At 30.8% G+C, this 26,155-nt stretch carries 31 protein-coding genes and 1 tRNA gene; 25 read left to right on the forward strand and 7 right to left on the reverse strand.

The annotated features are described in order from the left end of the window. The first annotated feature begins 41 nt into the window (after positions 1-41). Genes FOC43_RS06590 through FOC43_RS06610 form a run of 5 tightly spaced genes read left to right on the forward strand, consistent with a single transcriptional unit; the run spans position 42 to position 4,918 of the window. A complete protein-coding gene (locus FOC43_RS06590) occupies positions 42-164 on the forward strand; it encodes a hypothetical protein (RefSeq protein ID WP_002778566.1) in 123 nt (40 codons plus the stop codon). Beyond that, a complete protein-coding gene (locus tag FOC43_RS06595; RefSeq protein WP_002778568.1) occupies positions 165-1,169 on the forward strand; it encodes a Fe(3+) ABC transporter substrate-binding protein in 1,005 nt (334 codons plus the stop codon). It abuts the gene before it with no gap. Beyond that, positions 1,169-2,785 carry an ABC transporter permease gene (locus FOC43_RS06600; protein ID WP_004284703.1) on the forward strand — a complete coding sequence of 539 codons (1,617 nt, stop codon included), beginning with the start codon at positions 1,169-1,171 and terminating at the stop codon, positions 2,783-2,785. The genes FOC43_RS06595 and FOC43_RS06600 overlap by 1 nt, the downstream gene beginning before the upstream one ends. Continuing rightward, on the forward strand, positions 2,769-3,677 hold the full coding sequence (locus FOC43_RS06605) for an ABC transporter ATP-binding protein (RefSeq protein WP_004284701.1): 909 nt from the start codon (positions 2,769-2,771) through the stop codon (positions 3,675-3,677). Before FOC43_RS06600 ends, FOC43_RS06605 begins: the two co-directional genes overlap by 17 nt. Positions 3,678-3,712: 35 nt before the next feature. Next, positions 3,713-4,918: a saccharopine dehydrogenase family protein gene (locus FOC43_RS06610; RefSeq protein ID WP_002791272.1), complete on the forward strand. Its 1,206-nt coding sequence runs from the start codon at positions 3,713-3,715 to the stop codon at positions 4,916-4,918. A gap of 26 nt (positions 4,919-4,944) precedes the next feature. Here FOC43_RS06610 and sodB read toward each other — a convergent pair whose 3' ends face one another. From sodB to FOC43_RS06630, 4 genes are all read right to left on the reverse strand, one after another. Then, a complete protein-coding gene (gene sodB, locus FOC43_RS06615) occupies positions 4,945-5,607 on the reverse strand; it encodes a superoxide dismutase [Fe] (RefSeq protein WP_002778576.1) in 663 nt (220 codons plus the stop codon). 296 nt (positions 5,608-5,903) lie between these two features. Then, positions 5,904-5,978, reverse strand: a complete 75-nt coding sequence (locus FOC43_RS09145; protein WP_230400258.1) for a hypothetical protein — start codon at positions 5,976-5,978, stop codon at positions 5,904-5,906. A gap of 157 nt (positions 5,979-6,135) precedes the next feature. Beyond that, complete coding sequence (locus FOC43_RS08885) at positions 6,136-6,387, reverse strand: membrane protein (RefSeq protein ID WP_002806321.1); 252 nt, start codon at positions 6,385-6,387, stop codon at positions 6,136-6,138. Between the two features lie 316 nt (positions 6,388-6,703). Continuing rightward, a tRNA-Glu gene (locus tag FOC43_RS06630) sits at positions 6,704-6,778 on the reverse strand. A 172-nt stretch (positions 6,779-6,950) separates the two neighbouring features. Between FOC43_RS06630 and FOC43_RS06635 the strand changes: the two genes are divergently transcribed. Next, positions 6,951-7,514 (forward strand): manganese efflux pump MntP, encoded by a 564-nt coding sequence (locus tag FOC43_RS06635; RefSeq protein WP_002778585.1) that lies wholly within the window; start codon positions 6,951-6,953, stop codon positions 7,512-7,514. Here FOC43_RS06635 and miaA read toward each other — a convergent pair. Then, on the reverse strand, positions 7,500-8,369 hold the full coding sequence (gene miaA, locus FOC43_RS06640) for a tRNA (adenosine(37)-N6)-dimethylallyltransferase MiaA (protein WP_002781500.1): 870 nt from the start codon (positions 8,367-8,369) through the stop codon (positions 7,500-7,502). The two genes, FOC43_RS06635 and miaA, sit on opposite strands and share 15 nt — an antisense overlap. 70 nt (positions 8,370-8,439) lie before the next feature. Between miaA and mqnP the strand changes: the two genes are divergently transcribed. The 19 genes from mqnP to trxB all read left to right on the forward strand — a co-directional run bounded on the left by mqnP (position 8,440) and on the right by trxB (position 21,905). Then, entirely contained in the window at positions 8,440-9,324 is an 885-nt protein-coding gene (gene mqnP / locus FOC43_RS06645) for a menaquinone biosynthesis prenyltransferase MqnP (protein WP_002778589.1), read from the forward strand. Next, on the forward strand, positions 9,315-9,815 hold the full coding sequence (locus FOC43_RS06650; RefSeq protein WP_002778591.1) for a hypothetical protein: 501 nt from the start codon (positions 9,315-9,317) through the stop codon (positions 9,813-9,815). The genes mqnP and FOC43_RS06650 overlap by 10 nt, the downstream gene beginning before the upstream one ends. Next, complete coding sequence (locus FOC43_RS06655) at positions 9,808-10,326, forward strand: DUF6115 domain-containing protein (protein ID WP_002778593.1); 519 nt, start codon at positions 9,808-9,810, stop codon at positions 10,324-10,326. Before FOC43_RS06650 ends, FOC43_RS06655 begins: the two co-directional genes overlap by 8 nt. A 15-nt stretch (positions 10,327-10,341) precedes the next feature. After that, positions 10,342-11,304: a GTP 3',8-cyclase MoaA gene (gene moaA / locus FOC43_RS06660; protein ID WP_002778595.1), complete on the forward strand. Its 963-nt coding sequence runs from the start codon at positions 10,342-10,344 to the stop codon at positions 11,302-11,304. A 2-nt stretch (positions 11,305-11,306) separates the two neighbouring features. Beyond that, positions 11,307-12,050, forward strand: coding sequence for a 7-carboxy-7-deazaguanine synthase QueE (locus FOC43_RS06665; protein WP_002781502.1), 744 nt, complete (start codon positions 11,307-11,309; stop codon positions 12,048-12,050). After that, a complete protein-coding gene (locus tag FOC43_RS06670; protein ID WP_004284688.1) occupies positions 12,047-12,628 on the forward strand; it encodes a 6-pyruvoyl trahydropterin synthase family protein in 582 nt (193 codons plus the stop codon). The genes FOC43_RS06665 and FOC43_RS06670 overlap by 4 nt, the downstream gene beginning before the upstream one ends. Continuing rightward, on the forward strand, positions 12,628-13,050 hold the full coding sequence (locus tag FOC43_RS06675; RefSeq protein WP_002778601.1) for a c-type cytochrome: 423 nt from the start codon (positions 12,628-12,630) through the stop codon (positions 13,048-13,050). Before FOC43_RS06670 ends, FOC43_RS06675 begins: the two co-directional genes overlap by 1 nt. Further along, a complete protein-coding gene (locus tag FOC43_RS06680) occupies positions 13,051-13,458 on the forward strand; it encodes a hypothetical protein (RefSeq protein WP_002778609.1) in 408 nt (135 codons plus the stop codon). Next, complete coding sequence (locus FOC43_RS06685) at positions 13,459-14,112, forward strand: 16S rRNA (uracil(1498)-N(3))-methyltransferase (RefSeq protein ID WP_004284685.1); 654 nt, start codon at positions 13,459-13,461, stop codon at positions 14,110-14,112. Positions 14,113-14,190: 78 nt separating this feature from the next. Beyond that, entirely contained in the window at positions 14,191-14,391 is a 201-nt protein-coding gene (rpmE, locus tag FOC43_RS06690) for a 50S ribosomal protein L31 (RefSeq protein WP_002778612.1), read from the forward strand. Positions 14,392-14,393: 2 nt separating this feature from the next. Beyond that, on the forward strand, positions 14,394-15,218 hold the full coding sequence (gene rsmI, locus FOC43_RS06695; RefSeq protein WP_002783601.1) for a 16S rRNA (cytidine(1402)-2'-O)-methyltransferase: 825 nt from the start codon (positions 14,394-14,396) through the stop codon (positions 15,216-15,218). Positions 15,219-15,230: 12 nt separating this feature from the next. Continuing rightward, a complete protein-coding gene (gene rlmB, locus FOC43_RS06700; RefSeq protein WP_002778617.1) occupies positions 15,231-15,914 on the forward strand; it encodes a 23S rRNA (guanosine(2251)-2'-O)-methyltransferase RlmB in 684 nt (227 codons plus the stop codon). Then, entirely contained in the window at positions 15,907-16,854 is a 948-nt protein-coding gene (locus tag FOC43_RS06705) for a helix-turn-helix domain-containing protein (protein WP_004284682.1), read from the forward strand. The genes rlmB and FOC43_RS06705 overlap by 8 nt, the downstream gene beginning before the upstream one ends. Continuing rightward, positions 16,848-17,654, forward strand: a complete 807-nt coding sequence (locus FOC43_RS06710) for a hypothetical protein (protein ID WP_002778620.1) — start codon at positions 16,848-16,850, stop codon at positions 17,652-17,654. The genes FOC43_RS06705 and FOC43_RS06710 overlap by 7 nt, the downstream gene beginning before the upstream one ends. Before the next feature lie 12 nt (positions 17,655-17,666). After that, on the forward strand, positions 17,667-18,872 hold the full coding sequence (locus FOC43_RS06715; RefSeq protein ID WP_004284680.1) for an LL-diaminopimelate aminotransferase: 1,206 nt from the start codon (positions 17,667-17,669) through the stop codon (positions 18,870-18,872). Between the two features lies 1 nt (position 18,873). Next, positions 18,874-20,124 carry a homoserine dehydrogenase gene (locus FOC43_RS06720; protein ID WP_004284678.1) on the forward strand — a complete coding sequence of 417 codons (1,251 nt, stop codon included), beginning with the start codon at positions 18,874-18,876 and terminating at the stop codon, positions 20,122-20,124. Continuing rightward, on the forward strand, positions 20,124-20,462 hold the full coding sequence (locus FOC43_RS06725) for a YraN family protein (protein WP_002778626.1): 339 nt from the start codon (positions 20,124-20,126) through the stop codon (positions 20,460-20,462). The genes FOC43_RS06720 and FOC43_RS06725 overlap by 1 nt, the downstream gene beginning before the upstream one ends. Before the next feature lie 54 nt (positions 20,463-20,516). Then, positions 20,517-20,831, forward strand: a complete 315-nt coding sequence (trxA, locus tag FOC43_RS06730) for a thioredoxin (protein ID WP_002778629.1) — start codon at positions 20,517-20,519, stop codon at positions 20,829-20,831. A 135-nt stretch (positions 20,832-20,966) separates the two neighbouring features. After that, a complete protein-coding gene (trxB, locus tag FOC43_RS06735; protein ID WP_002785476.1) occupies positions 20,967-21,905 on the forward strand; it encodes a thioredoxin-disulfide reductase in 939 nt (312 codons plus the stop codon). 124 nt (positions 21,906-22,029) lie between these two features. Here trxB and FOC43_RS06740 read toward each other — a convergent pair whose 3' ends face one another. Then, a complete protein-coding gene (locus tag FOC43_RS06740; RefSeq protein WP_004284673.1) occupies positions 22,030-23,811 on the reverse strand; it encodes a PhoX family protein in 1,782 nt (593 codons plus the stop codon). 257 nt (positions 23,812-24,068) lie between these two features. Beyond that, entirely contained in the window at positions 24,069-26,048 is a 1,980-nt protein-coding gene (locus tag FOC43_RS06745) for a methyl-accepting chemotaxis protein (RefSeq protein WP_155820414.1), read from the reverse strand. Positions 26,049-26,155: the final 107 nt, after the last annotated feature.

Below are 26,155 nucleotides of genomic sequence, written 5' to 3' on the forward strand. Positions count from 1 at the left end.
AAAATTAGTCTAATTTTAATCACAAAAAAAGGGGAGAAATAATGAAAAAATTAGTTTTATTTTTATTTTGCTTAGGTTTTGCATTTGCGTGCTCTGAACACTCTAATGCTGATTTTAAAGATCATGATAAAACTAAATATAATTCTCAATATAAGGACAAATAAATGAAAAAAATCTTTTCTTTATGTTTATTAGGTTTTTCTTTACTAGGTGCTGCAGAACTTAACATTTACTCGGCAAGACATTATGATGCTGATTTTCAGATTATAAAAAAATTTGAGGAAAAAACAGGCATTAAAGTTAATCATACTCAAGCTAAAGCTTCAGAACTCATCAAAAGACTTTCGCTTGAAGGAAGCAATTCGCCTGCTGATATTTTTATAACAGCCGATATATCCAATCTTACAGAAGCAAAAAATTCTGGACTTTTAAGCCCTGTTAAATCAAAATATTTAGAAGATACTATACCCGCTCATTTAAGAGATAAAGATGGGGAATGGTTTGCGATTACAAAAAGAGCAAGAATTATTGCTTACAATAAAAATGCAAACACTGACATTAGCAAAATGAAAAACTATGAAGATTTGGCTAAGCCTGAATTTAAAGGACAAATCGTTATGAGAAGTGCTACAGCTCCTTATAGCAAAACTCTTTTAGCTTCTATTATAGCTAATGATGGAGATGAAAACGCTAAAGTATGGGCTAAGGGTGTGCTTGACAATCTTGCAACCAAACCAAAGGGTGGAGATAGGGATCAAGCCAGACAAGTTTTTGCAGGTGAGGCTAAATTTGCTGTTATGAATACTTATTATATAGGGCTTTTAAAAAATTCTAAAAATCCAAAAGATGTAGAAGTTGGAAATTCCTTAGGTATTATTTTTCCAAATCAAGACAATAGAGGAACCCATATAAACATTAGCGGTATTGCTATGACAAAATCAAGCAAAAATCAAGAAGCAGCTAAGAAGTTTATGGAATTTATGCTAACTCCAGAAATTCAAAAAATTCTCACTGATAGCAATTATGAATTTCCTATAAGAAACGATGTAGAATTAAGCCAAACGGTAAAAGATTTTGGAACTTTTAAAGAAGATCAAATACCTGTGAGTCAAATAGCAGAAAAGGTTAAAGAGGCTGTTAAAATTTATGATCAAGTCGGTTTTAGATAATGCTTAAAACCCTAAAGTATTACAAGATAGGGGCAATTTTACTTGCCCTTTTTCTTACTCTACCTATTTTTGGCATCTTTGCTGAGCTTTTTTATATTCTTTTTCAAAATTTCAATACAAGCAATTTGGCTGAAATTTCATCCATTAAAGAAAATTTGAGTCATTTTTTTGATTATTTGTTTTTAAAATTCATCAAAGATACTTTGATAGTTAGTATAGGGGTGTTATTACTAAGCTTGATTTTAGGTGTAAGTAGTGCTTATTTGATGGCAAATTATAATTTTTACTTTTGTAGGATTTTAGAAAAATTACTCATTTTACCCTTGGCAATACCTGCTTATATTTTAGCTTTTGTATATGTTGGAATTATGGATTTTCAGGGCTTTTTTCATGAAGTTTTTGGTTTTAGGATAGATTTTTTCAACCACTATGGAGTTATTTTTGTTTTGTCTATTTCTTTATATCCTTATATTTATTTATTTGCTAAAACAGCTTTTAAAAGTGAAGCTAAAGAGGCTTATGAAGTAGCTAAAATCATGAAATATTCTGAATTTAGAATTTTTACACGCGTGGCACTTTTGAGCGCAAGGCCTGCCATTTTTTCTGGAGCTTTATTGATTTTAATGGAAACTTTGAGTGATTATGGTGCAAGTGCTTATTTGGGAGTGGATACTTTCTCGGCTGGAATTTTTAAACTCTGGTATGATTTGAATGATTCTTATTCATCTAGTATTTTGTCAGGAATTTTGATGATTTTTGTTTTTTTAATCATGTATATAGATTATTATTATAAAAACAAGCATCATTATAGTTTTAATCAAAATTTAACTCTTTTTATCAAAAAAAGGAAATTAAGTCATATAAAGCAAATTTTAGCCTGTTTTTATTGTTTTATCATCGCTTTATTAGGATTTATCTTGCCTTTTATATGGCTTGTTTATTGGGGGCTAAAAGATTTTAAACTTTTTGAAGCAGAATTTTATATCATTAGTTTTCAAACCATTATATTGGCTTTCATCACAGCTTTGATTACGACTTTACTGGCTTATTTTTTAATGTTTAGCTCAAGAATCATAAAAAATAACTTTTTCAGCCTATGTATTCTTAAGCTAAGTTCTTTGGGTTATTCTATACCTGCGGCTGCCTTAGGAATTAGCATGATTGTCCTTTTCGTGTTTTTAGATAAAATTTTTCATCTTAATTTATTAGGCACTTCATTGATTATTTTAGTTTTTGCTTATATTATTCGTTTTCTAGCGAGTGCAATTTATTCTTTAGAAGGGGGTTATAATAAAATCCATCTTAACACCGATGAAGCAAGTTTAAATTTAAGGCCGAGTTATTTGATTTTATTTTTTAAAATTCATATTCCTTTAATGAAACATTTTTTATTTTTGGCTTTTATCATTGTTTTTATCGATACCATAAAAGAGCTTCCTTTGAGTAGAATTTTAGCTCCTTTTGGTTTTGAAACTCTAAGTGTAAAAGCTTTTTGGTTTGCAAGTGATGAGAGAATTTATGATGCTGCTTTGCCTTCGCTGCTCATTGTTTTACTTTCTTTAATAGTTGTTATTTGGATGGATAAAATCACAAGGAAAGATGATGTTAGAAATTAAAAACCTATCAAAAAATTTTGGCAAAATACAAGCTTTAAAAAATATCAATCTTCATGTTAGAGAAGGAGAATTTTTAAGCATTTTAGGAGGGAGCGGAAGTGGTAAAAGTACACTTTTAAGAATCATCGCTCAACTAGAACAAGCGAGCTCTTGTGAATTTTTAAAATGCAAGGGCGAAGTGGCGATGATGTTTCAAAACTATGCTTTATTTCCCCATTTAAATGTTGAAAAAAATATACTTTTTGCACTCTATGATAAAAAAGATAAAAAACAAATTTTAGAGGATTTGTTAAAAACCTTTGAAATTGAAAATTTAAGATATAAGAAAATTGATGAAATTTCGGGCGGACAAGCGCAAAGAGTGGCTTTTGCTAGAGCAGTAGCAAGAGGCTGTAAACTTTTGCTTTTAGATGAACCTTTTTCTAATTTAGATCAGAATTTAAAACAAGACTTAAGAAGAGAGCTAAAAAAACTCATACAAAAACAAAAAATTACAGCCATTATGGTAACTCACGATATCGAGGATGCTTATTGTATGTCTGATAAAATCGCCTTTCTTGATAAAGGAGAAATTCTAGCTCATGCAGATCCTAAAGAGCTTTATTTTAAGCCTAATCATAAAAGTGCTAGAATTTTACCTGATTTAAATATCATAGAAGAAGAGCTTGATTTAGAAGATGAATTTTTTCAGTGGATTGCTTCAAAAAATTATACTTTTGGCTATGCAGAACTTAAAATAGGAAATCGTTTTGAAGCTACAATTTTGCAAAAAGAATTTTTAGGAGCTTTTTATAGACTCAAAGTAAGATATAAAAATATAGATTTTTTTATGTTGCTCAGCTCAAATTACACGCTAAAAGAAAAAATAAATTTTGATATTATCAATTTTTAGCTAAAATTCCTAAAATTTCTTTAAGGACACGACCAATGAAAAATCTTTTAATCATAGGCGCAGGCGGGGTAAGTCGCGTAGCTACCGTAAAATGCGCAATGAATTCAGATACCTTTAGTAAAATCACTCTAGCAAGTAGAACCAAAAGCAAATGCGATGAAATTACTAGTTTTATCAAAGAGCGTCTAGGAGTAGAAATTCAAACCGCACAAATTGATGCAGATGATAGCGATGCGGTTGTAGAGCTTATTAAAAAAACAGGGGCGCAAATTTTGCTTAATGTAGCTTTGCCTTATCAGGATTTAAGCTTGATGGATGCTTGCATAAAAGCAGGAATTGATTATGTTGATACAGCAAACTATGAGCATCCAGATCTAGCTAAATTTGAGTATAAAGAACAATGGGCAAGAAATGATAAATTTAAAGAAGCAGGAATTTTAGGACTTTTAGGAAGTGGGTTTGATCCTGGCGTTACAAATGTTTTTTGTGCTTATGCGCAGCAAAATTTATTTGATGAAATTTCTTATATAGATATTTTAGATTGTAACGCAGGCGATCATGGCTATGCTTTTGCGACTAATTTTAATCCCGAAATCAATCTTAGAGAAGTTTCTGCTAAGGGACGCTACTGGGAAAAAGGCGAGTGGATAGAAACACAACCGATGGAAATAAAAATGGAATGGGATTATCCTGAAGTAGGCGTAAAGGATAGTTACTTACTTTATCACGAAGAGCTTGAAAGCTTGGTAAAAAATATCAAGGGCTTGAAGAGAATTCGCTTTTTTATGACTTTTGGACAAAGTTATTTAACTCATATGAAATGCCTTGAAAATGTTGGAATGCTAGGTATAAAACCTGTGATGCATCAAGGTAAAGAAATCATTCCTATAGAATTTTTAAAAACCCTACTTCCTGATCCTGCAAGTTTAGGTCCTCGCACAAAAGGTTATACCAATATAGGTTGTGTAATCCGTGGTATAAAAGATGGCAAAGACAGACAAGTTTATATTTATAATGTTTGCAATCACGAAGAATGTTATAAAGAAACCGGCGCACAAGCGGTAAGCTACACTACAGGAGTTCCTGCGATGATAGGTACAAAACTAATCGCTAAAGGAATTTGGCAAGGAAAAGGTGTGTTTAATATGGAAGAATTTGACGCAAAACCTTTTATGGATGAGCTTAATTCTCAAGGACTTCCATGGAAGATTATCGAAATGACTCCAAGTTTAGGAGAGTAAAAAGGCATCTTTTAAGATGCCTTGTATTATTTTACAGGATGAAGTTCGTTTGCGTAAAAGCTAACTGATCCCATACCTTCTTTTAAAGCCCATTCATAAGCTTTTGCTACAAATTCCCAGTTAATATGAGCATAGAATTTTTCTAAATACGCAGGACGCGCATTACGATGATCTACATAATAAGCATGCTCCCAAACATCCACAACAAGTAAAGGAACTTTATCTTCAGTGATAGGTGTAGCTGCATTTGAAGTACCCACAAATTCTAATTTTTGATTTTTAGTATTATAAACTAACCAAAACCAACCTGAACCAAAAACCCCTGTCGCACCTTTGATAAATTCAGCTTTGAAATTCTCTAAAGAACCAAATTCTTTTTCTAAAGCTGCTTGTAAATTAGCATCCATACTTTGGCATGAGCCACCACAGCCACAGCCTGTGATCGGTTTAATGCAATCAAAATAAAAATCATGATTATAAACTTGAGCAGCATTGTTAAATACTCCACCACTTGAACTTTTAATAATGCTTACAAGATCTTTACTTGCAAATTCAGTATCTTTGATAAGATTATTAAGATTTGTTACATAAGTATTGTGGTGTTTTCCATGATGATAACTAAAAGTTTCAGCACTTAAAAAATCACCAAAAGCATTGGTATCATAAGGTAATTTTCTTAATTCAAACATAATTTCTCCTTTAATTTAGTAGTTTGACAAAATATTGTAGCATAAAAATTATATAAAAAGACTAAGAAAGTCTTTAATTATTTCTTTAAATTTCCAAGACATTTTTTAAGAGAAAAAATTAAGAATTTTATGAAAATTATCTTTTTTAATACCTACAAAAACAAGATAAATATCTACAAGCTTCCAAATGCTAGCAACAACAAACATTAAAGCAAAAATGGCAAAATAATCTATAAAAATCGAATGGCTCTCATCTAACAATGCTATAAAAGCAGCAAAAGTAGCAAATAAAGGTATTATAAAAAAGCTAATTTAATACAAGCTAACAAGATATCGCCCTTATAAAATCTATCAACCCCAAATAATCCCACAGTTATACTTAATACAAGGCCAACCAAAGGATTTTTAAGAGAGATAGCATAAAGAGCACTTAGATCTTTTTGGCTTTTTTTAATTCTTCCTCTAAGATAAATAGCCTTTCTTCGGGAATCTTATCTTTAAATATGAGCAATATCGTTTTATCTTGCTTCATTGTAAAACTTCAAAAATTTTTTTAAGATTATTTTGACAAATATCTTTCCATACCAAAAAATAATCCAAAATCACCCAAACACTTAGTATGAAAAATAAATTTATAAAAATCAGCATAGTGCTTTCATCATTTTTATCTTCTGCTATTATTAAACCTATAGAAACAAGTATTGCTGATATGATTTTAAGTATACCTAAAATTATATTGCCATTATAAATTCTATCTAAACCAGGAAGCAAAAAAAGCAAATAAAAGTCCATATAGGGGATTTTTCAGTTTAGTAAATAAAAGCTTTTCTTTTTGTTCTTCGCTTGCTTTTTCTAAACTTTCCTTAAGAAAAATTAAAGAATCCTTTGGAATTTTATCTTTAAAATATAACAAGAAAAAATTGGTATCATGGCTCATTTGTTTATTAATCCTCATCATTCTAATAAAACAAAAAATTCTACAAATAAAATTCTTATAAGTTTATAAATCCATTTTTATGAAAAACAATAAAAACATTAAGTAAAAATCCTAAAGAACATCTAGATTGATTTCGGAAATATTAAAAAAGGATTTAAGTGGTGACCCATACGAGACTCGAACTCGTGTTACCGCCGTGAAAGGGCGATGTCCTAACCGCTAGACGAATGGGCCACTTTTAAAAGGAGTAAAAATAAAAATGAATTTGAATTATATATTTTTTATTCTTAAAGTTTAATTAAATATAATCCACTGCTATAAATTTTTAATCATAATTTCATTAAAAAAATTAATTAAGAAATTTTTATTATAATTCTCAACTTTTACATCTTTCATAGGAGTTGTCATGGATTTTTATAGTCTTATTCTTTTATCCTGTGCACTAGCGATGGATGCTTTTGCTGTATCTTTATGTAAGGGATTTAGTGTTAAAAAATTGAATTTAAAACACTATATTATTACAGGAGTTTATTTTGGTGGTTTTCAAGCTTTAATGCCAGCTATTGGATATGCTATAGGCATCACTTTTGCATCTTTTATTGCAAGTATTGATCATTGGATAGCCTTTGTTTTACTTTCTTTAATTGGGCTAAAAATGATTAAAGAATCTTTTGAGAATGAAAATTGCGACACCAATTCAAATCAATTTGGATTTAAAATCATGTTTGCCTTAGCTGTAGCTACAAGTGTTGATGCCTTAGCTATAGGAGTTAGCTTTGCCTTTTTAGATGTTGATTTATTTTTGGCATTATTTTTAATAGGCTCTATTACTTTTATCTTATGTGCTATTGCTTTAGAATTAGGCAATAAATTTGGCACTCGCTTTAGAAACAAAGCTGAATTTTTAGGGGGAGCTGTTTTGATAATCTTAGGGATAAAAATTTTAGTTGAGCATTTATTCTTTAGCTAAAAATTTATTTCTAAGTAACTCTAGGGCTTTAGAAAATTCCAAAGGAGTGCTTTGGAATTTTTTATTAAAAGTTCTTTGACGCTTGGCAAGCTGTGATGTATGTATACTAATCAAACTTTCAAGCTCTTTTAAAGAAATTTGATTTTCTAAATACTCTTTGCATTCCTTAAGCCCTATAGAATTTAATGCTTTAAGATTGTTATCAAAATTTGAAAAAAGCATTCTTGCTTCTTCTATAAGCCCATTATCAATCATTTCTTTTGTTCTTGCTTCTATGCGTTTTCTTAGAATTTCTCTATCCCATACAAGCTCATAAATTTCAATATCCTTAAGCACCCCATCTTTTTGTGTCTTTTTTAAAAAATCACTAGGAATTTCATTTGTACTTTCATAAATACTTAGCCATTTTTTAAGACGATAAGTATCATTTTTTTCTATTTTATAAGCCGGATCAATTTTTAATAAAAGAGCATAAATTTCATCATTACTTAAAGTGCTAGTCGTATCTTGAATTTTTTGACTTAAACCATCTATCATCGTTTTTAGATAAAAACCTGTTCCACCTACTATAATCAAAGGCAAATCATTTATAAGAGCAAATTCTTTTGCTTTTTGGTATTCTCTTATAAATAATTCTACATTAAAATGCTCATCAACACTTAATAAATTTACTCCAAAATAGTTTAAATTTGCAAGCTCATCTTTAGATGGCTTGGCATTGGCTATATTGATTTCTTTATAAACACAAAGACTATCAAGGCTTAAAACCACTGCATTAAATTCTTTAGCTAAGGCATTTGCTATATAAGTCTTTCCACTGGCAGTGGTTCCTATAAGTGCGATTTGAAAAAACATGTGATAATTTATCCTAAAATTTATGAAAATTTTAGTAAAATCATAGCAAAAATATTTTAAAGTGAAAAACATGAACACAATTTGGAATAAATTTAAAGATATTTTGGAACTTGTGGTATTTAAGCATTCTATTTTTGCCTTGCCCTTTTTATTTTCATCTATGATAGTGGCTTCAAAACTCGTTAATGATAGCGCTTGGTTTGGTTTTAAGGCTTTGATTTTGGGTATTATTTGTGCTGTAAGTGCAAGAAATTTTGCTATGGCGACCAATCGTTTAATGGATGAAGATATCGATAAAGACAATCCTCGCTGTGCAAATCGCCCTAATGTCAGTGGAAAAATAGGACGCAAAAGCGTTTGGATTTTTATTATCCTTAATGCGATTATTTTTATATTGTGTTCTTATTTTATCAATACTTTGGCTTTTTATCTTTCTTTTCCTGTGCTTTTTGTATTGGCAATTTATTCTGCTTTTAAACGCTTTAGTTCTTTAGCGCATTTAGTTTTAGGATTTTGTTTAGGACTTGCACCTATTGCAGGCAGTGTGATAGTCATGGGTGAAATTCACATTTATAGTGTGATTTTATGCTTAGGGGTAACTTTTTGGACGGCTGGATTTGATTTGCTTTACTCTTTACAAGATATGGAGTATGATAAAAAAGTAGGACTTCATTCTATCCCTGCTAAATTTGGCTCTAAGGCGACTTTATTTATCTCGGCTTTTTGCCATGTATTAGCGGTATTATTTTGGCTACTTTTTGTTTGGCAGGTTTGGGGAGTAGCGCTTGGAAATATTGCATTATTTGGAGTGATTATCAGCGGTATTATTTTGGCTTTTGAACATAAAATTGTACATAAAAATTTTGCTCACATTGATAAAGCGTTTTTTACTTTAAATGGATATTTAAGTATAATATTTTTTATTTTTATTTGGGTTGATTTAGTATGGAAATAAGTCTTTTTAAGGCAGGATTTGAAGCTTCTTTAGAGTGTTGTGATATTGAAAATAACCATTTTTTACAAGAATATCTAAAATTAGGTGCCATTTCTCAACTTTCAAAATGGAAAAAACTCGCCTTGCGTGTGGATTTTGATGAGGGCGAGAAAATCATTTTCGATTTACTTTTGAGCTTAAAAGAAGATATTTTAAGACTTGAGGATTCTTTGGATAAAAATAAAGATCTTTTAGTACTCAAACAAAAAGGCGTGGTTGAATCTTTAAATTTTGAATATTTAAATTTTTTAGATGAGATTTTAGAAGAAGGAAAAGAGTATTACATAAGATTTGATCTTAATAATCAAAAAATGGCCATTTTTGCTAAAGCTCAAAATAAAAAATTAGCTCAAATTATCAAAATAAAACCCGAAGATAGAATAGCTTTTGATGCTTTCGTGGTTCAATTGCAAAGAGATATGATAAGAAATAAAAAGGACAAAAATGAGTAATGATGTGCTTTATTTAGTTTTTATGATCGTACTTTTGGTTGCAATATTAGCTTATATGAATATCAAAGATAAAGAAAGTAGTGCAAAAATAAACAAACTCCAAGGCGTGGTTGAAGATATTACAAAAGAACTTCATTATTTACGCAAAGAATTAGGCGTAAAAGATGAGGGCGATCAAGAGGAAGAGGACTATAAAATTACTCTATTGAAAGAAGAAATTCAAATCACGCTTGAAAAACAAATCAGTGCAAAAATTACCCCCGTTTTAAGAACTTTAAAAACCATGGAGCATATTATAGAAGATTTTCAAAATGAGCAACAAAATCGTATTTTAAATTTGGAACAAAAAGCACAAAGTATGACAAAATTAACACCAAATTATGATACCGAAGAGCAAAAAATTGTGGATTTATTTAAAGAGGGAAAAAGTATAGAGCAAATTGCAAAAGATTTGCGTATAGGCACTGGAAATGTTGAGCTTGTTTTAAAATTTAAACAACTTATCAAATAATCACTAGGAGAGGCAATGCTTATTGATCAGTTTGGCAGAAAGATTAATTATCTTAGAATATCAGTAACCCAAAGATGTAATTTTCGTTGTCTTTATTGTATGCCAAAAATTCCTTTTAATCATCAACCTAAAGAAAATTTACTGAGCTTTGAAGAGCTTTTTTTGTTTGTTAAAGTGGCTATTGATGAAGGGATCGAAAAAATTCGTATCACTGGAGGAGAGCCTTTACTGCGTAAAGATTTAAGTGTGTTTATAAAAATGATAAATGATTATAAAAAAGATCTTGATTTAGCCATTACAACGAATGGTTTTTTATTAAAAGATTTTGCTAAAGATCTTAAAGATGCTGGACTGAAGCGTTTAAATATCTCTCTTGATACCCTAGAAAGCAAAAAAGCAAAAATTCTCGCGCAAAAAGATGTTTTAGATAGTGTCTTAGCGGGGATTGATGAGGCCTTAAGCGTAGGTTTAAAAGTCAAGCTAAACACTGTTGTGTTAAAGGGTTTAAATGATGATGAGTTGATACCTCTTTTGGAATTTGCAAAATCTAAAAACATTCAAATTCGCTTTATTGAATTTATGGAAAATATACATGCTTATGGAAAATTACAAGGTCTAAAAAGAGATGAAATCATACAAATTCTAAGTCAAAAATATCAAGTAAAACTCATTAAAAAAGCTGAAAAAGCTCCTGTGAGTATTTATAGTGCGGATGGTTATGAATTTGGGATTATAGATCCACATAGCCATGAATTTTGTGATTCTTGTAACCGCATTCGCTTAAGCGCTGAGGGTTTACTTATACCTTGTCTTTATTTTGATGAGGCTTTAAGCATTAAAGAAGCAGTGAGAAAAGGTGATATTAACGCTGCTGCAAACATTTTACAAGAAGTATTACGCAATAAACCTGAAAAAAATAGATGGAGTGTGGTAGATAACGAAACTTCATCTCGCGCTTTTTATCAAACCGGAGGTTAAATTTGCAACTTGTTGAAAGTTTTTTAAGTATACAAGGAGAAGGCAAATATAGCGGAAAACTAGCCATTTTTATGCGTTTTGCAGGATGTAATTTTAATTGCTCAGGCTTTGGGGTAAAGCTTATTAAAAATGGAAAAACTCTTAAAGGTTGCGATACTATAAGGGCAGTTTTTACTAAAGAATTTAATGAAGAATATGAAATTTTAAATGCAAGTGAACTTTTTAAACGCGTGCTTGATTTAAAAAAAGATTTTAATCCTATTGTGGTGATTACTGGAGGAGAACCCTTAATCCATCATGAAAATCCAGAATTTATCGATTTTATCCAAGCTTTATTGAAAAATAATTTTGAAGTGCATTTTGAAAGCAATGGAAGCATAGAGCTTGATTTTGAAAAATATCCTTTTTATAAAGAATGTGTTTTTGCTCTAAGTGTCAAGCTTCAAAATAGCGGGATGGGTAAAGAAAAAAGATTAAATTTCAATGCCCTTAAAGGCTTTAAGCATTATGCTAAAGATAGCTTTTACAAATTTGTTTTAAATTCCAGTCAATTAGAAAGTTTGTCACTAGAAATTTTAGAAATTTTAGAAAAAGCGCCTAATGAAATTTTTTGTATGCCTATGGGAGAAAATGAGCAAAATTTAAAACAAAATGCTTTAAAAATAGCCGAGTTTTGTATTAAGAATGGTTATAATTATTCTGATAGAATCCATATTCGTCTTTGGAATGATAAAGAGGGTGTATGATTATAAGAAAATTATTTGAATTTGAAAACGCACACATTGTTAGATTTTGCTCTTCTAAGCGTTGCAAAAGTAGTATTCATGGACATTCTTACAAAGTTGAAGTTTTACTTGAAAGCAAATATTTAGATAATGCGGGAATGGTTTATGACTTTGGGCTTTTAAAAACCCATATGCGTCAAATTATTGACAGCTTTGATCATGCTATTACACTTTTTAATCAAGATGATGAATCTTATTTAAATGAAATGAAAAAATACTCGCAGCGCTGGATAAGCTTGCCTGTTAATGTCAGTGCTGAAAATTTTTGCCGTGTATTTTTTATTTTAATCGATGCTTTATTAAAACAAACCAAGATGATAAATGGCGAACAAGGTGTAAATTTGCAAAGCATTATAGTACATGAAACAAGAACAGGCTATGCACAAGGGTTTAAAGAAGATGCTTATAGTCCTACTATGCCAAAAATCACACTTGAAGATATAGAATTTTCACCTGCTATAAAAGCAGAATGGAATGATATAGAATTTTATGATAAGTTGAAAAATTTACACATTTTTACAAATCCTAAGGAGGTTTAATGGGTAAAAACTTAAGTATTTTAATAAGCTTATTTGCAGTTTTATTTTTAAACGCTTGTAGTGATGATAAAGAATTTAATCACAAAAACCAAAATACTACCGAAGAAATAGTACAAATTGAACAAAATGATGAAAAAACCGAATTTAGCGATACGAATTTGCCCTTACCGGTTGATGATGAGGCCAGTATCAGCGAAGACTATGATGTAAATCCAAGTGTTATTAATTCTTTATATAAACAAAAATGCGCTACTTGTCATGGAGAAAAAGGAGAAGTTAAAACCAAAAAAGGTATTGCAATTAAAAATTTAAGCAGTGAAAAATTTATTCAAAGACTTCAAAATTTAAAAGATGAAGCTCATAATTTCTTAACCCAAGAACAAAGAGAAAATTTAGCAAAATATATCAGCAAGGAGAAATAAATGGATAAAAGTTATGAATTTTTTTTAGCTCTACATCTTTATAGTCTTTATGCTAGTGGATTTTTAATGTTTTTTTATCTTGTCTTGACTCAAGGAAATTTTAAAACCGAATTTATATTTATCCGCAGAATCCGTTTGTTTTTACCTATATACTATGTTTTTTTAGCCTTGATGCTTTTTACAGGTTCTTTGCTTTTAGCGATTAAACAATTTCAAACACATTTAAATCTTTGGCTCATGATTTTTTCTTGGATTTTTATTTTTGCTTTAGCTATTTTTCATTTTATACAATTTAAAAAAGCTCGTAGATTAAGACGCTATATAACTTTTAGACGCATTAGTTTTATGATTTTATTTTGTGAACTTGTCCTTTTAATCTTACCTTTTTTAACAGGTAAATATTTATAAATGCAATTTTTATACCACAAGCAAGCAGGGGAAGAAATTTTAAAACTTAAGGGCGAAGAATTTGCTCACTTGAAAGCAAGAAGAATTAAAGAAAATGAAATTTTATCTTTAAGAAATTTAGAGGATGATTTTATTTATGAATATAAAATTTCAAATTTAGATCGTAATTCTTGTTTGCTTTATTTTTTACATAAGCATTTTAAGTCTCATCCACAAAGCGAACTTGATTTAGCCTTGGCGGTTATTGATACTAAAATTTTGGAAAAAACACTTCCTTTTTTAAATGAACTTGGAGTTAAAAAATTACACCTTGTTTTTACTGAATTTTCTCAAAGAAATTTTAAACTTGATTTTGAGAGATTAGAAAAAATCATCATTTCATCTTGTGAGCAGTGCGGAAGAAGTCACAAAATGCAAATTCAAAGCTATAAAAATATACAAGAATTTAGCAAGGTTTTTCCTGATGCTGTTTTGGTTGATTTTGAAGGTGAGGTAAAGGAATTTGATAAAACTCGACTTTATTTTATAGGTCCAGAGGGTGGATTTAGCCCCAAAGAAAAACAAATGTTTAAAGAAAAAATTTGCCTTAAAGCTCCTAATATTTTGAGAAGTCAAAGTGCTGCCATTGCAGTGGCTGCAAAAATATTGCTTTAATTTTACTTAAATTAATGTTTTTTTTATATTAAATTTAATATAATCACCGCTTATTGTTTTAATTTTAAGGAAAAAGCTATGAAAAAAGAAATTCATCCAGAATATGTAGAATGCAAAGTTAGCTGCGCTTGTGGCAATACTTTTGTTACTAAATCAAACAAAAGTGAGTTAAGAGTTGATATTTGTTCAAGCTGCCATCCTTTCTTCACAGGTAGCGAAAAAATCGTAGATGCAGCAGGTCGTGTAGAGAAATTTAAGAAAAAATACGCAATGCAATAATTATGCTTTATTTTATTCCTACACCCATAGGAAATTTAAGCGATATTTCTTTTCGTGCTTTAGAGCTTTTAAAGACTTGCGATATTTTTTTTTGTGAAGATACAAGGGTAAGCAAGTCTTTACTTTCTTTACTTTCTTCTAAATTTGAAATCGATTTTGGAGATAAAAAATTTATATCTTTTCACACCCACAATGAAAAAAAAGTTTTAGAAAATTTAGACTTGGAATTTTTTAATCAAGACATTGCTTTTTTGAGTGATGCGGGTATGCCAGGGATTAGTGATCCTGGGCAATTTTTAATTGATTTTGCTTTAGAAAATGATATCCAATTTGAAGTTTTACCCGGTGCTAATGCAGCTTTGGTGGCACTTGTAAGCTCGGCTTTGTGCGAAAAAGAATTTATTTTTATGGGTTTTTTAGCCAATAAAGGCAAAGAACGCCAAAAAGATATCCAAAAAATACTCAATCATCCTTATCCTAGTGTTATTTACGAATCTCCTAAACGCATTTTGTCTTTAATAGAACAAATAGCTATTTTAGATAGTCAAAGAGAAGTTTTTGCGATTAAAGAAATTTCTAAAAAATTTGAAGCCAAATTTAAAGGCAAGGCTATAGATCTTTTTAATGAATTAAAACAGGTAAATTTAAAGGGTGAGTGGGTTGTTGTGTTGGCTAAAAATGATAAAGATAACATTAGTCATTCCTTGTGTGAAAATGATATTTTAGAGCTTGAAATACCTTTAAAAACAAAAAGTAAGCTTTTGGCAAAGATGAATGGAAAAAATCCAAAAGAAATTTATCAAAAACTGCTTTTAAGTCAAAGTTAGGTAAAATTTAGAATGATAGTTTATGGAAAACAGATATTTTTTTATATTTTAGAACGACATAAAGAGCTTATAAATGAGCTTTATTTAGCTAAAGAGTGCGACAAAGAAACTTTTAAAAAAATTGCTAGTTCAGGCTTTAAGATCAAAAAACTTGATTTTAAAACAGCCCAAGCTTATGCTAAAGGTGGAAATCATCAAGGTTTTTTACTAGATATTAAAGAGTATGAATTTAAAGATTTGCACACTCTTAAAAAGGGTGAATTTATAGCTATTCTTTATGGTATCAGTGATGTTGGAAATATAGGAGCTATCGTAAGAACAGCTTATGCTTTAGGAGTGGATGGACTTATTTTTATCGGCGAAAGACTCGCGATGGAAGGCGTTATCCGCACGAGCAGTGGAGCGGCGCTAGATCTTGAAATTGCTTTAAATAATGATATTTTTACCGTTTTAAATGAGCTTAAACAAGTAGGATTTAAGCTTTTTGCTAGTGCAAGTGGAGGTAAACAAATTCATCATTATAAAGTCGATAAGGGTAAAAAAGCTTTGATTTTAGGAAGTGAAGGTTTGGGATTAAGTGCTAAAATAATAAAAAAATGCGATGAATGTGTAGGCATAGAAATGAAAAATAATTTCGACAGCCTTAATGTCAGTGTAGCTTTTGCAATACTTTGTGATAGGATGATAAATGCTTAATTGGAAAAAAATTGAAGATTTAAATTTAAAAGAAGTTGCTGCTAGAACAAAAATCGAATTGGAATTTTTAGAAGCTTTAGTTAAAAAGGATTTTGCCACCTTAAATCGTTTTAATGTCCGTGGTTTCGTAAAAATTTTAAGTCGTGAATACGAACTTGATTTTACGGATTTTAATGAAGAATTTGAAACCTATCTCAATGAAAATAATCTTAACGATACAACCACCAAGCCTAAGATGATAACCCCTAAATTAGATGCTTATAGCCAAAAGTCAACTAGTTTTGTATCTTTTATAATTATAGTTATAATTATAGCACTTATAGGTTTTGGGATTTATTATTTTGATTATATTAAATCTTTTTTTCAAAAGGATCAAAACAACTCAAGTGCGGCCGTTGTAGATATTATCGGAACAGCACAATCTAATCTAAAAGCTTTAGAAAATAATGTAGTTGTGATTGACAATCAAGCTGAAGAAAATGAAACAGAAGCCAATTTAACTCAAATACAAAATACAGAACTTAACAATACAAAAGAAGAAATAAAACAAATTTCTACCACACCAAATAATACAAATGCCAATGAAGAAAATTTAAGCACAAATGATTCTTTAGCAACAACAAATCAAGAAGTTGCAGAAGTCTCAAAAGCTCTCAATAAAGAAGCTCATTTTAAAGCTTCGGGTAAAATTTGGATAGGTTTGATTGATTTATCAAATTATAGAAAAACTGGTCTTGTAAAAGAAAATGATTTTAATCTTTCTTTAGAAGTAAATCGTTTGGTTTTAACAGGAGCTGCGGCTTTAAGTGTTTTTGATGAAAATGGAAAAGAACAAAAATTTCCTGCAGGAAATTCAAAGCGCTTTTTGATTAAAGATGGAAAAATTACAAGTATTTCGGCGGCTGAATTTATGAAGTTAAATAAAGGTAAAGAATGGTAAAAAAAATCTTTATTTTTTTATTTTTAGCTAATTCTGTTTTTGCTGTTTCTAGTTTAGAGCTAGTGAAAAATTTAGTTGCTAATCCTTCTAAAGATTCTCAATTGCGTCTTTTGTTTCCTAGCTCCAGCTATATGGATAATAAAGGCAATCCAGACATAGCTAAAATTTCAAGAATTTTAAAAACCAATTCTTTAATCAACCTAACTCTACCAGAGCCTCGAACTTTAAAGCTTAATTTTAAAGCTAAAGCAGATTCTGTTGTATTTTTTAAGATTTTAACTGACGCACTTACAAATCTTGGATATATATATTTTATTCCTACGGATATGATTTTACGCGATGGCAATATAGACTATACCATACAAGTAGAATCTCAATACATTTTAGATCCAGGTGCCTTATACGCTCTTTTAAAAGATAATTCAGTTTATATAGACAATATCAAGCGCATAGGTACTTATGACTATGAGTATGATTTAAATTTTGAAAATGCTCAGCTTAATACTAATATTGATTTAAAACTTAATTCCACGCAAGCTTTAGAAAGACCGCTTAAAGATTATGTATTTACTCTTCAAGGGGCTTCAAATTTGATGATTGATGCTCATGATGCTGATTTTTGGTTTCCTAAAGTGTTATTTTTAGATAAAAATTTAAATCTTATTAAAGCAGTCAAGAGTCAAGCTCAAAATAATCATTTTTCAGAGCTTATTCCAAGCGGTGCAGTTTATGCAATTGTAAGTGATATGTATAGTTTAGACAATATCCGAAGAGGTTTAAAAATCACCCTAAAAAAATAAAAAGGAAGAGAAATGTTTGATGAAATTCGTTTCAATACCATAGAAAGGCTTCCAAATTATGTTTTTGCAGAAGTAAATGCGATCAAAATGGCAGCAAGGCGTGCTGGAAAGGATATCATCGATTTTTCTATGGGAAATCCCGATGGTAAAACCCCTCAACATATCATTGATAAACTTTGTGAAAGCGCCAATAAAGACAAAACTTCGGGGTATTCTACCTCTATGGGGATTTATAAACTTCGCCTAGCTATTTGCAATTGGTATAAAAGAAAATACGGAGTAAATTTAGATCCTGAAAGTGAAGTAGTAGCGACTATGGGCTCTAAAGAGGGTTTTGTCAATTTAGCAAGAGCGATTATCAATCCAGGAGATGTGGCTATAGTGCCAGCTCCAGCTTATCCTATCCATACTCAAGCTTTTATCATAGCAGGAGGAAATGTAGCTAAAATGCCTCTTAAATATAATGAAAAATTTGAGCTTGATGAAAACAAATTCTTTGAAGATTTGGATAAAACCCTGCATGAAAGCATTCCGCGTCCAAAATATGTAGTGGTTAATTTTCCACACAATCCAACAACGGTAACTTGTGAAAAAAGTTTTTATGAAAGATTGGTTGCAACTGCAAAAAAAGAGCGATTTTATATTATTTCTGATATCGCTTATGCGGATTTAACTTATGATGATTATAAAACCCCTTCTATGTTAGAAGTAGAGGGCGCAAAAGATGTTGCTGTAGAAACCTACACTCTTTCAAAATCTTACAATATGGCAGGTTGGCGTGTGGGATTTACAGTTGGAAATAAACGCTTAGTAGCTGCTCTTAAAAAGATAAAATCATGGTTTGATTATGGTATGTATACTCCTATACAAGTAGCTGCTACTATAGCTTTAGATGGGGATCAAAGTTGTGTAGATGAAATTCGTGCTACTTATGATAAAAGAATGCATATCTTGCTAGAAGCATTTGAAAATGCGGGTTGGAAACTTCACAAACCAAGAGCTAGTATGTTTGTTTGGGCAAAACTGCCTGAAAGTAAAATGTATTTAAAAAGCTTGGAATTTTCTAAACAACTTTTGCAGCACGCAGAAGTAGCTGTGAGTCCAGGTATTGGTTTTGGTGAAGCTGGAGATGAGTATGTAAGAATTGCTTTAATAGAAAATGAAAACCGCATTCGTCAAGCTGCACGCAATATTAAAAAATACTTGAAAGAAGAATAAAATGAAGGTTGCTATTTTAGGATATGGGGTTGTAGGGAGTGCTGTTGCTCGTGTTTTAATTCAAAATAAAGAAATCATTCGTGCAAGATGCGGACAAGATATCATTCCTGTTGTTGCTCTTGCTAAAAGCCAAAAAGAAAATGCCCTGATTCCTATCGTTACAAATGTAGATGAAATTTTGCAACGAGATGATATAGATGTTTTTGTGGAATTAATGGGTGGGGTTGAAACACCTTTTAAAATTATCAGTGAAATTCTTAAAAAAAATAAGCCTGTAGTCACTGCAAACAAAGCTATGCTTGCTTATCATCGCTATGAGTTTGAAGAGTTAGCTAAAAATACAACTTTTGGCTATGAAGCAAGTGTTGCGGGCGGAATTCCTATTATCAAAGCTTTAAAAGAAGGACTAAGCGCAAATAATATCTTGAGTATTGAAGGTATACTCAATGGCACGAGCAATTATATTTTAAGCGCTATGAATAGCAAGGGTTTAAATTTTGATGATGTGCTAAAAAAAGCGCAAGAACTTGGTTATGCAGAAGCAGATCCGACCTTTGATATAGAAGGGCAAGATGCTGCGCACAAGCTTTTGATTTTAGCAAGCATTGCTTATGGTTTACGCGCTAAACCTGAAGATATTTTAATCGAAGGTATCAGTAAAATTTCTGCTGAAGATATGTATTTTGCAAAAGAATTTGACTTTACTATCAAGCTTTTAGGCATAGCTAAAGCCCAAAATTCCATAGTAGAATTAAGAGTGCATCCTACTATGATCAGTAAAGATAAAATGATAGCAAAAGTCGATGGGGTGATGAATGCTATTAGCATAGTCAGTGATATACTTGGCGAAAGTCTTTATTATGGAGCAGGTGCAGGAGGAAATGCTACAGCAAGTGCTGTTATCGCTGATCTTATGGATATAGCAAGAAATGAACCCAAGGGTCCTATGATGGGCTTTGAAAATAATTTAAATTTTAAACTTTTAAATAGAGATGAAATTTATACAAAATATTATTTAAGATTAAAAGTAGAAGATAAAACAGGAGTTTTATCTAAAATTACTCAATTTATGAGCGAAAATAATATTTCGATAGACAGCTTTTTGCAAAAACCAAAACAGGGTGAAACTTACAGCACTTTATTTTTTACCACTCATCATACCTTTGAAAAAAGTATTCAAAATTTACTTTCTATCTTGGAAAAACAAGATTTTATCAAGGCTAAGCCTTTTATGATGCGCATAGAAGAATAATGGGATTTGCATCATATCTTAGTGGAATTTTAGGCGAAGATAAGGCTTGTGAATTTTTAAAAAAACAAAAATTTGAAATTTTAAAGCGTAATTTTCGTTCAAAATTTGGCGAGATTGATATCATTGCGAAAAAAGATGGAATTTTACATTTTATCGAGGTTAAATTTACTCAAAATAATTATGAAGTTTCTGAACGCTTAAATGTTAAAAAATATGAAAAAATTTTAAAAACTATAGAATTTTATGAATTAAAACATGGGATTTTAGATGATTTTCAAATGGATCTTATCTGTATTAGTGATGATATGATACAATTTTTTGAAAATATCAGTTTTTAAGCTAATATTTAAAAAAATAAAATACAATTACAAAAATTAGTGAAAGGAAAAATTATGGGAAAATATATCGAATTAACAAGTGATAATTTTGCACAAGCAAAAGAAGGTGTTGCTTTAGTTGATTTTTGGGCTCCATGGTGTGGACCTTGCAGAATGCTTGCTCCAGTAATTGATGAACTTGCGAATGACTTTGACGGTAAAGCAAAAATTTGTAAAGTAAATACAGATGAGCAAGGCGATTTAGCAGCTGAATTTGGCGTTCGCTCTATCCCTACTCTTATCTTCTTTAAAAATGGTGAAGTGGTAGATCAATTAGTTGGTGCTCAATCAAAACAAGCAATCAGCGATAAATTAAATTCTTTACTATAAAAATCTTCAAGGCTAGTTTTACTAGCCTTTTATTCAAAAATTTCAAATTTATACTAAATAATAATTTTTATTAACTACTATTAAGAATAATTTGTATATCATTCTTAATAAAATTCAAATTACAAAGGAAAAAGAATGTTAGATGTAGCAATTATAGGTGGAGGACCTGCAGGACTTAGTGCTGGACTTTACACAACTAGGGGTGGTCTTAAAAATGTAGTAATGTTTGAAAAAGGGATGCCAGGAGGGCAAATTACTTCTAGTTCGGAAATTGAAAATTATCCAGGTGTTGCACAAGTTATGGATGGAATTTCTTTTATGGCACCTTGGAGTGAGCAATGTATGCGTTTTGGCTTAAAGCATGAAATGGTAGGTGTAGAACAAATTTCAAAAAATGAAGATGGAAGTTTTACCATTAGACTAGAGGGCGGTAAAACAGAACTTGCAAAAGCAGTGATAGTTTGCACTGGTTCTGCTCCAAAAAGAGCAGGTTTTAAAGGTGAGGATGAATTTTTTGGCAAGGGTGTAAGCACTTGTGCAACTTGTGATGGTTTTTTCTATAAAAATAAAGAAGTAGCGGTTTTAGGTGGTGGTGATACTGCTTTAGAAGAAGCATTATATCTAGCCAATATTTGCTCTAAAGTTTATCTAATCCACCGTAGGGACGAATTTAGAGCTGCGCCTTCTACAGTAGAAAAAGTGAAGAAAAATGAAAAAATCGAACTTATCACTAGTGCAAGCATAGATGAAGTATATGGTGATAAAATGGGTGTTACAGGCGTGAAAGTAAAATTAAAAGATGGTAGCATTAGAGATTTAAATGTGCCAGGAATTTTCACCTTTGTGGGACTTAATGTAAGAAATGAAATTTTAAAACAAGACGATGGTAAGTTTTTGTGCAATATGGAAGAAGGCGGGCAAGTAAGTGTCAATCTTAAAATGCAAACTAATGTTCCTGGGCTTTTTGCAGCAGGAGATCTTAGAAAAGATGCTCCAAAACAAGTTATTTGTGCCGCAGGCGATGGAGCCGTAGCAGCGCTTAGTGCTATGGCTTATATAGAAAGCTTGCATTAATCTAGGAATTTGTCCTAGATTTTTTAAGACTTAAAACAATCTAAATAAAGAAGAACTTATAATTTTGATCTTATTTAATCTTTGGGATAAAAGAGATATTATTATAAGTTCTTTAGATCTTTAATTAAGCTCCTATAACTCCACCATCAAGTTTTCTTATCATTACTATACTTGATCTTGGTGTTTTTCCATAAGGAAAAGTACTACCCTTAAGTCCTTCTCCTGGATGTTGTATACCTACAAACATAGTAGTATAATCCTCATCAAAAGCAATTCCTGTTATCTCACAAGCTATAGGCCCTGTTAAAAAGCGTTTGATTTCACCTGTTTTTGGATTGGCCGCTAGCATACAATTATTTCCCATTCCCGCATATTCGCCTTTATTAGAATAAGAACCATCTGTTTGTATCCAAAGTCTTCCATCTCTATCAAATTTAAGTCCATCAGGAGAATTAAATTTATTTTCACTAGTGATATTATTTGACCCTTTGTTTAAACCTTTTTGATTATCAGGATTGCCCACAAGAGTAAAAATTTCCCAAGTAAATTCATCATCCTTGTGTGAATTTTTTGGTATCCATTTTAAAATTTGCCCATAAAGATTTTTTGTTCTAGGATTAGCTGCATTAGCTTGTGTACTGTTTTTGTTATTGGTTAAAGTAGCAAAAACTTCCCTAGAGCCACTTTCTTTATGGCTTGCTATCCACTCGCATCTATCCATAGGAGTTGCACCCACTACACTTGCAGCAAGGCGGGTATTGATAAGTATATCAGCTTGTGATTTAAATCCTTTACTTTCATCTAAGCCGTTTTTACCATACTCTAAAGCTATCCATTTTCCACTGCCTCTAAAATCCCCTACATTGCCATTAAATTGGCCTACATACAAAGTTCCTTCATCTAAAATTTTACTTGTATCTCCACCTTTTACATATTTGTGCTTGCTAACAAATTTATAAATAAACTCATCGATTTCATCATCGCCCATATAAACGATAACCAAACCATCTTTTTCTACTATAAATTCTGCGTTTTCATGTTTAAAGCGACCTAAGGCTGTTCTTTTAATTGGAGTGCTTTTTGCATCAAAAGGATTGATTTCTACTATCCAACCAAAACGATTTGCTTCATCTAAATTTTTAGCTAGATCAAATCTTTCGTCAAATTTTTCCCAGCCGTATTCGCTTTTTGTTTTAAAGCCATATCGCTTAAAATTTTCATCAAATTTTAAATTTTCATCAGAACTTCCAAAATAATCATCAAAATTTTCTTCACAGCTAATATAAGTTCCCCAAGGAGTTTGGCCATTTGCACAGTTTGCAAAAGTTCCATAAGCAAATTTTTTATCTTTTAAAACTTCTTTTTTAGCTGCTCCGCTTACTTCCATTTTAGTATTTGCATCAATTCTACGATTGTATTTAGAATCCAAAACTACAGCCCATTCATTACCCTTTTTTTGAATTTCTAATACACTTACACCCACACTTGCTTGCTCATATAAAACATCTTCTTTGCTTAAATTTTTACCATGATGATTAAACATGATTTCAGGATTTATATATTCATTATTTATGGCTAAAATTCCTCTGTTTTTTGAAAGTGGAAAAAAACTCATACCATCATTGTCATCTCCAAAAACCAAATGAGCATTTTTAACTGCATTCATATCGATATTTTTACTTTCATCATAGGCTTTTGCTTTGCTAAAAAGTGGATCTCCCCACGATATCAAAACTTTAACCTCGTAGCCCTCAGGCACTATGACTTCATCTTTTGTGCTTGCACTTACAGCTTTAAAACCTAACAACTCTTTATCCTTAAGTACCGCAGCACTTAAATTTGAACCTCCAAAAAAAGCCACCATAGAACCTAAAGCTGAACCTTTTAAAAATACTCTTCTTTGCATTTGTTTTCTGCTCCGTATTGAAATTAAAACAATGAAAGTATAGAAATGTTTGGAAACTTTTTAGAAACTTTCAAATAAGTAAGATAAGAAATATATAAGAAGAATTTGTAAATAAATTTCATCAACACCCAACCTATCTAGGTATTGGTGAATAATGAATTAAAGATATCAATGAGTAATAAATAAAAGTATCAACAAATCAAAATCTTTAGATTGATACTTGCATATCAATCTAAATTTTACACATCAATTTCTAATCAAAACCTTTTCTTTTTCACATCTTCAAGTATGTTATTAGCTATATCACTTACTGTACTAGAAATAATAGCAGACTCATTAGCAATCTCTACATTATCCTTAGTGGTTTGATCAATTTGAGCTACACTCTCATTGATTTGAGTAATACCTGCAGTTTGCTCTTTAATAGATTCTGCCATATCATTGATAGATTGAACCAATAAATTAGTATTAGCTTCTATTTCAGATAAAGACTTTTGAGTTCTCTCAGCTAACTTTCTAACTTCATCAGCAACAACGGCAAAGCCTCTACCATGTTCTCCTGCTCTTGCAGCTTCAATAGCAGCATTTAATGCTAGAAGATTGATTTGATCTGCAATATCTCCAATAATACCTGTAACATTTTTAATCTCTTCAGATTGAGTGATAACATCACTAGTTTTAACTGAAACATTTTGCATAGAAGAAGTAATCTCTTCTAAAGCAGCTGCGGTTTCTTCTAAAGAAGCTGCTTGAGAATTAGAAGATGAAGTAAGGTTTTGAACTGCACTTTGAAGTTTAGAACTTTCACTAGCTAAGTGATTAGCAAAGTCAGAACTTTGTTTTAACATCTTAACAATTTCATCCCCTAAAGCATTAGTAGTAACTTCAACACTACCATTAGCATTATCAAGTTTATTTCTAAAGTCTAAAGACTTATATTCTTCAAAGATCTTATGAATAGCATTCATATCTGATCCTACTCTAGTTTGTAAAACATCTAAAAGTCTATTTAGAACATTTTTAAGTTCTATTAATTGTGGATTTCTAGGATTAGCTGTAATTCTTGCAGTAAGATTACCACTTTCTACTACTCCTACAGTTTCAACACTTTCTTTTACTGCTTTAGCATCTTGTTCTAAACCTTGTTTAGTAGCAAGGATGTTTTCGTTGATAGCTTTAGAGATTTGACCAAATTCATCATTGGTTTTTACATCAATAGTAGAAACATTTTTAGTTTTATGGTTGATGAAATCGAAGAAGGAGTTAAGTCCTACTTGGATAGAAGCAAGTGGGGATAGATAGCGTGATACAATAAAATAAAGTAAAAGAACGCTAATAATACTTGTAATAATTACTATAGCAATTTGTATATAAGCAATTTTAAACACAGGCTCTTCTATATAATCAATAGGTTCTCCTACACAAGCTGTATATTCTCCTAACACCTTAGCACATACACCAAATCTTTGAGTTCCATCAAGTGGTCTTACATAACGGAAAGGCTCATAGTCTTTTTTATCTTTAGCGATATTCGCAACAGGGCTAACATCATAACCTGGTTTTAAAAGCTCTTTATCAGTAGAAACGAAAATTGAATTTTCGCTATCAAACACAAAAGTTCTTCCTGGTAAGTTTTCAAATTCTCTTTGCAGATCCTTTACCAAAATATCAATTGCTAAAACTCCGATAAATTTTCCTTCTTTATAAAGCGGTGTAGCATAAGTAAAACAAGGTAGGTTAGTAGTTAAATCAAGATAAGAAGGAGTTACATACAAGCCATTTGCTTTTACAGCTCCTTTAAAATAATCCCTTGTTCTAGCATCATAATTGTCTGCTTTACCATAAATTCCGAAATTTAAACCTTTTTCATCAGAATCAGGATCTGTAACAACAAGTTCACCATCAGGCTGAGCAATATAAACTGCTAAAAACCCTCCAGCATCTCTAAACACCTTTAAATCCTTACCTACATAACGCATTAAAGCTTCTTGATTGCTGATTTGTTCATAAGGAAGTTTTAAAATATTTTTAGCCAAGCTTTCAAGAGCTGCGGTATTTCTTGCTTTAAAAGCCTCCATAGAATTTTTAGCAGTTCTTACATAATTACTTTCAGACTTAACCACTTGATTAAAAACCTCATCCTTAACAAAGATAAATGTTATAATCCCTAAAAAAATTAGACACACAATTGCTATCAAATTTACAATAAGTGAGACTTTAATTTTGACACTTTTCACAGATTTTACACCTTTCTTTAAAAAATTTTAAAAGAGAATTTTTGATGTTGTAATTATAAAACTTAAATTAAAAAATATACCCTATAAAACAATAATTTCATATAGAT

The organism is Campylobacter coli, from assembly GCF_009730395.1.
Taxonomy (GTDB): Bacteria; Campylobacterota; Campylobacteria; order Campylobacterales; family Campylobacteraceae; genus Campylobacter_D; species Campylobacter_D coli.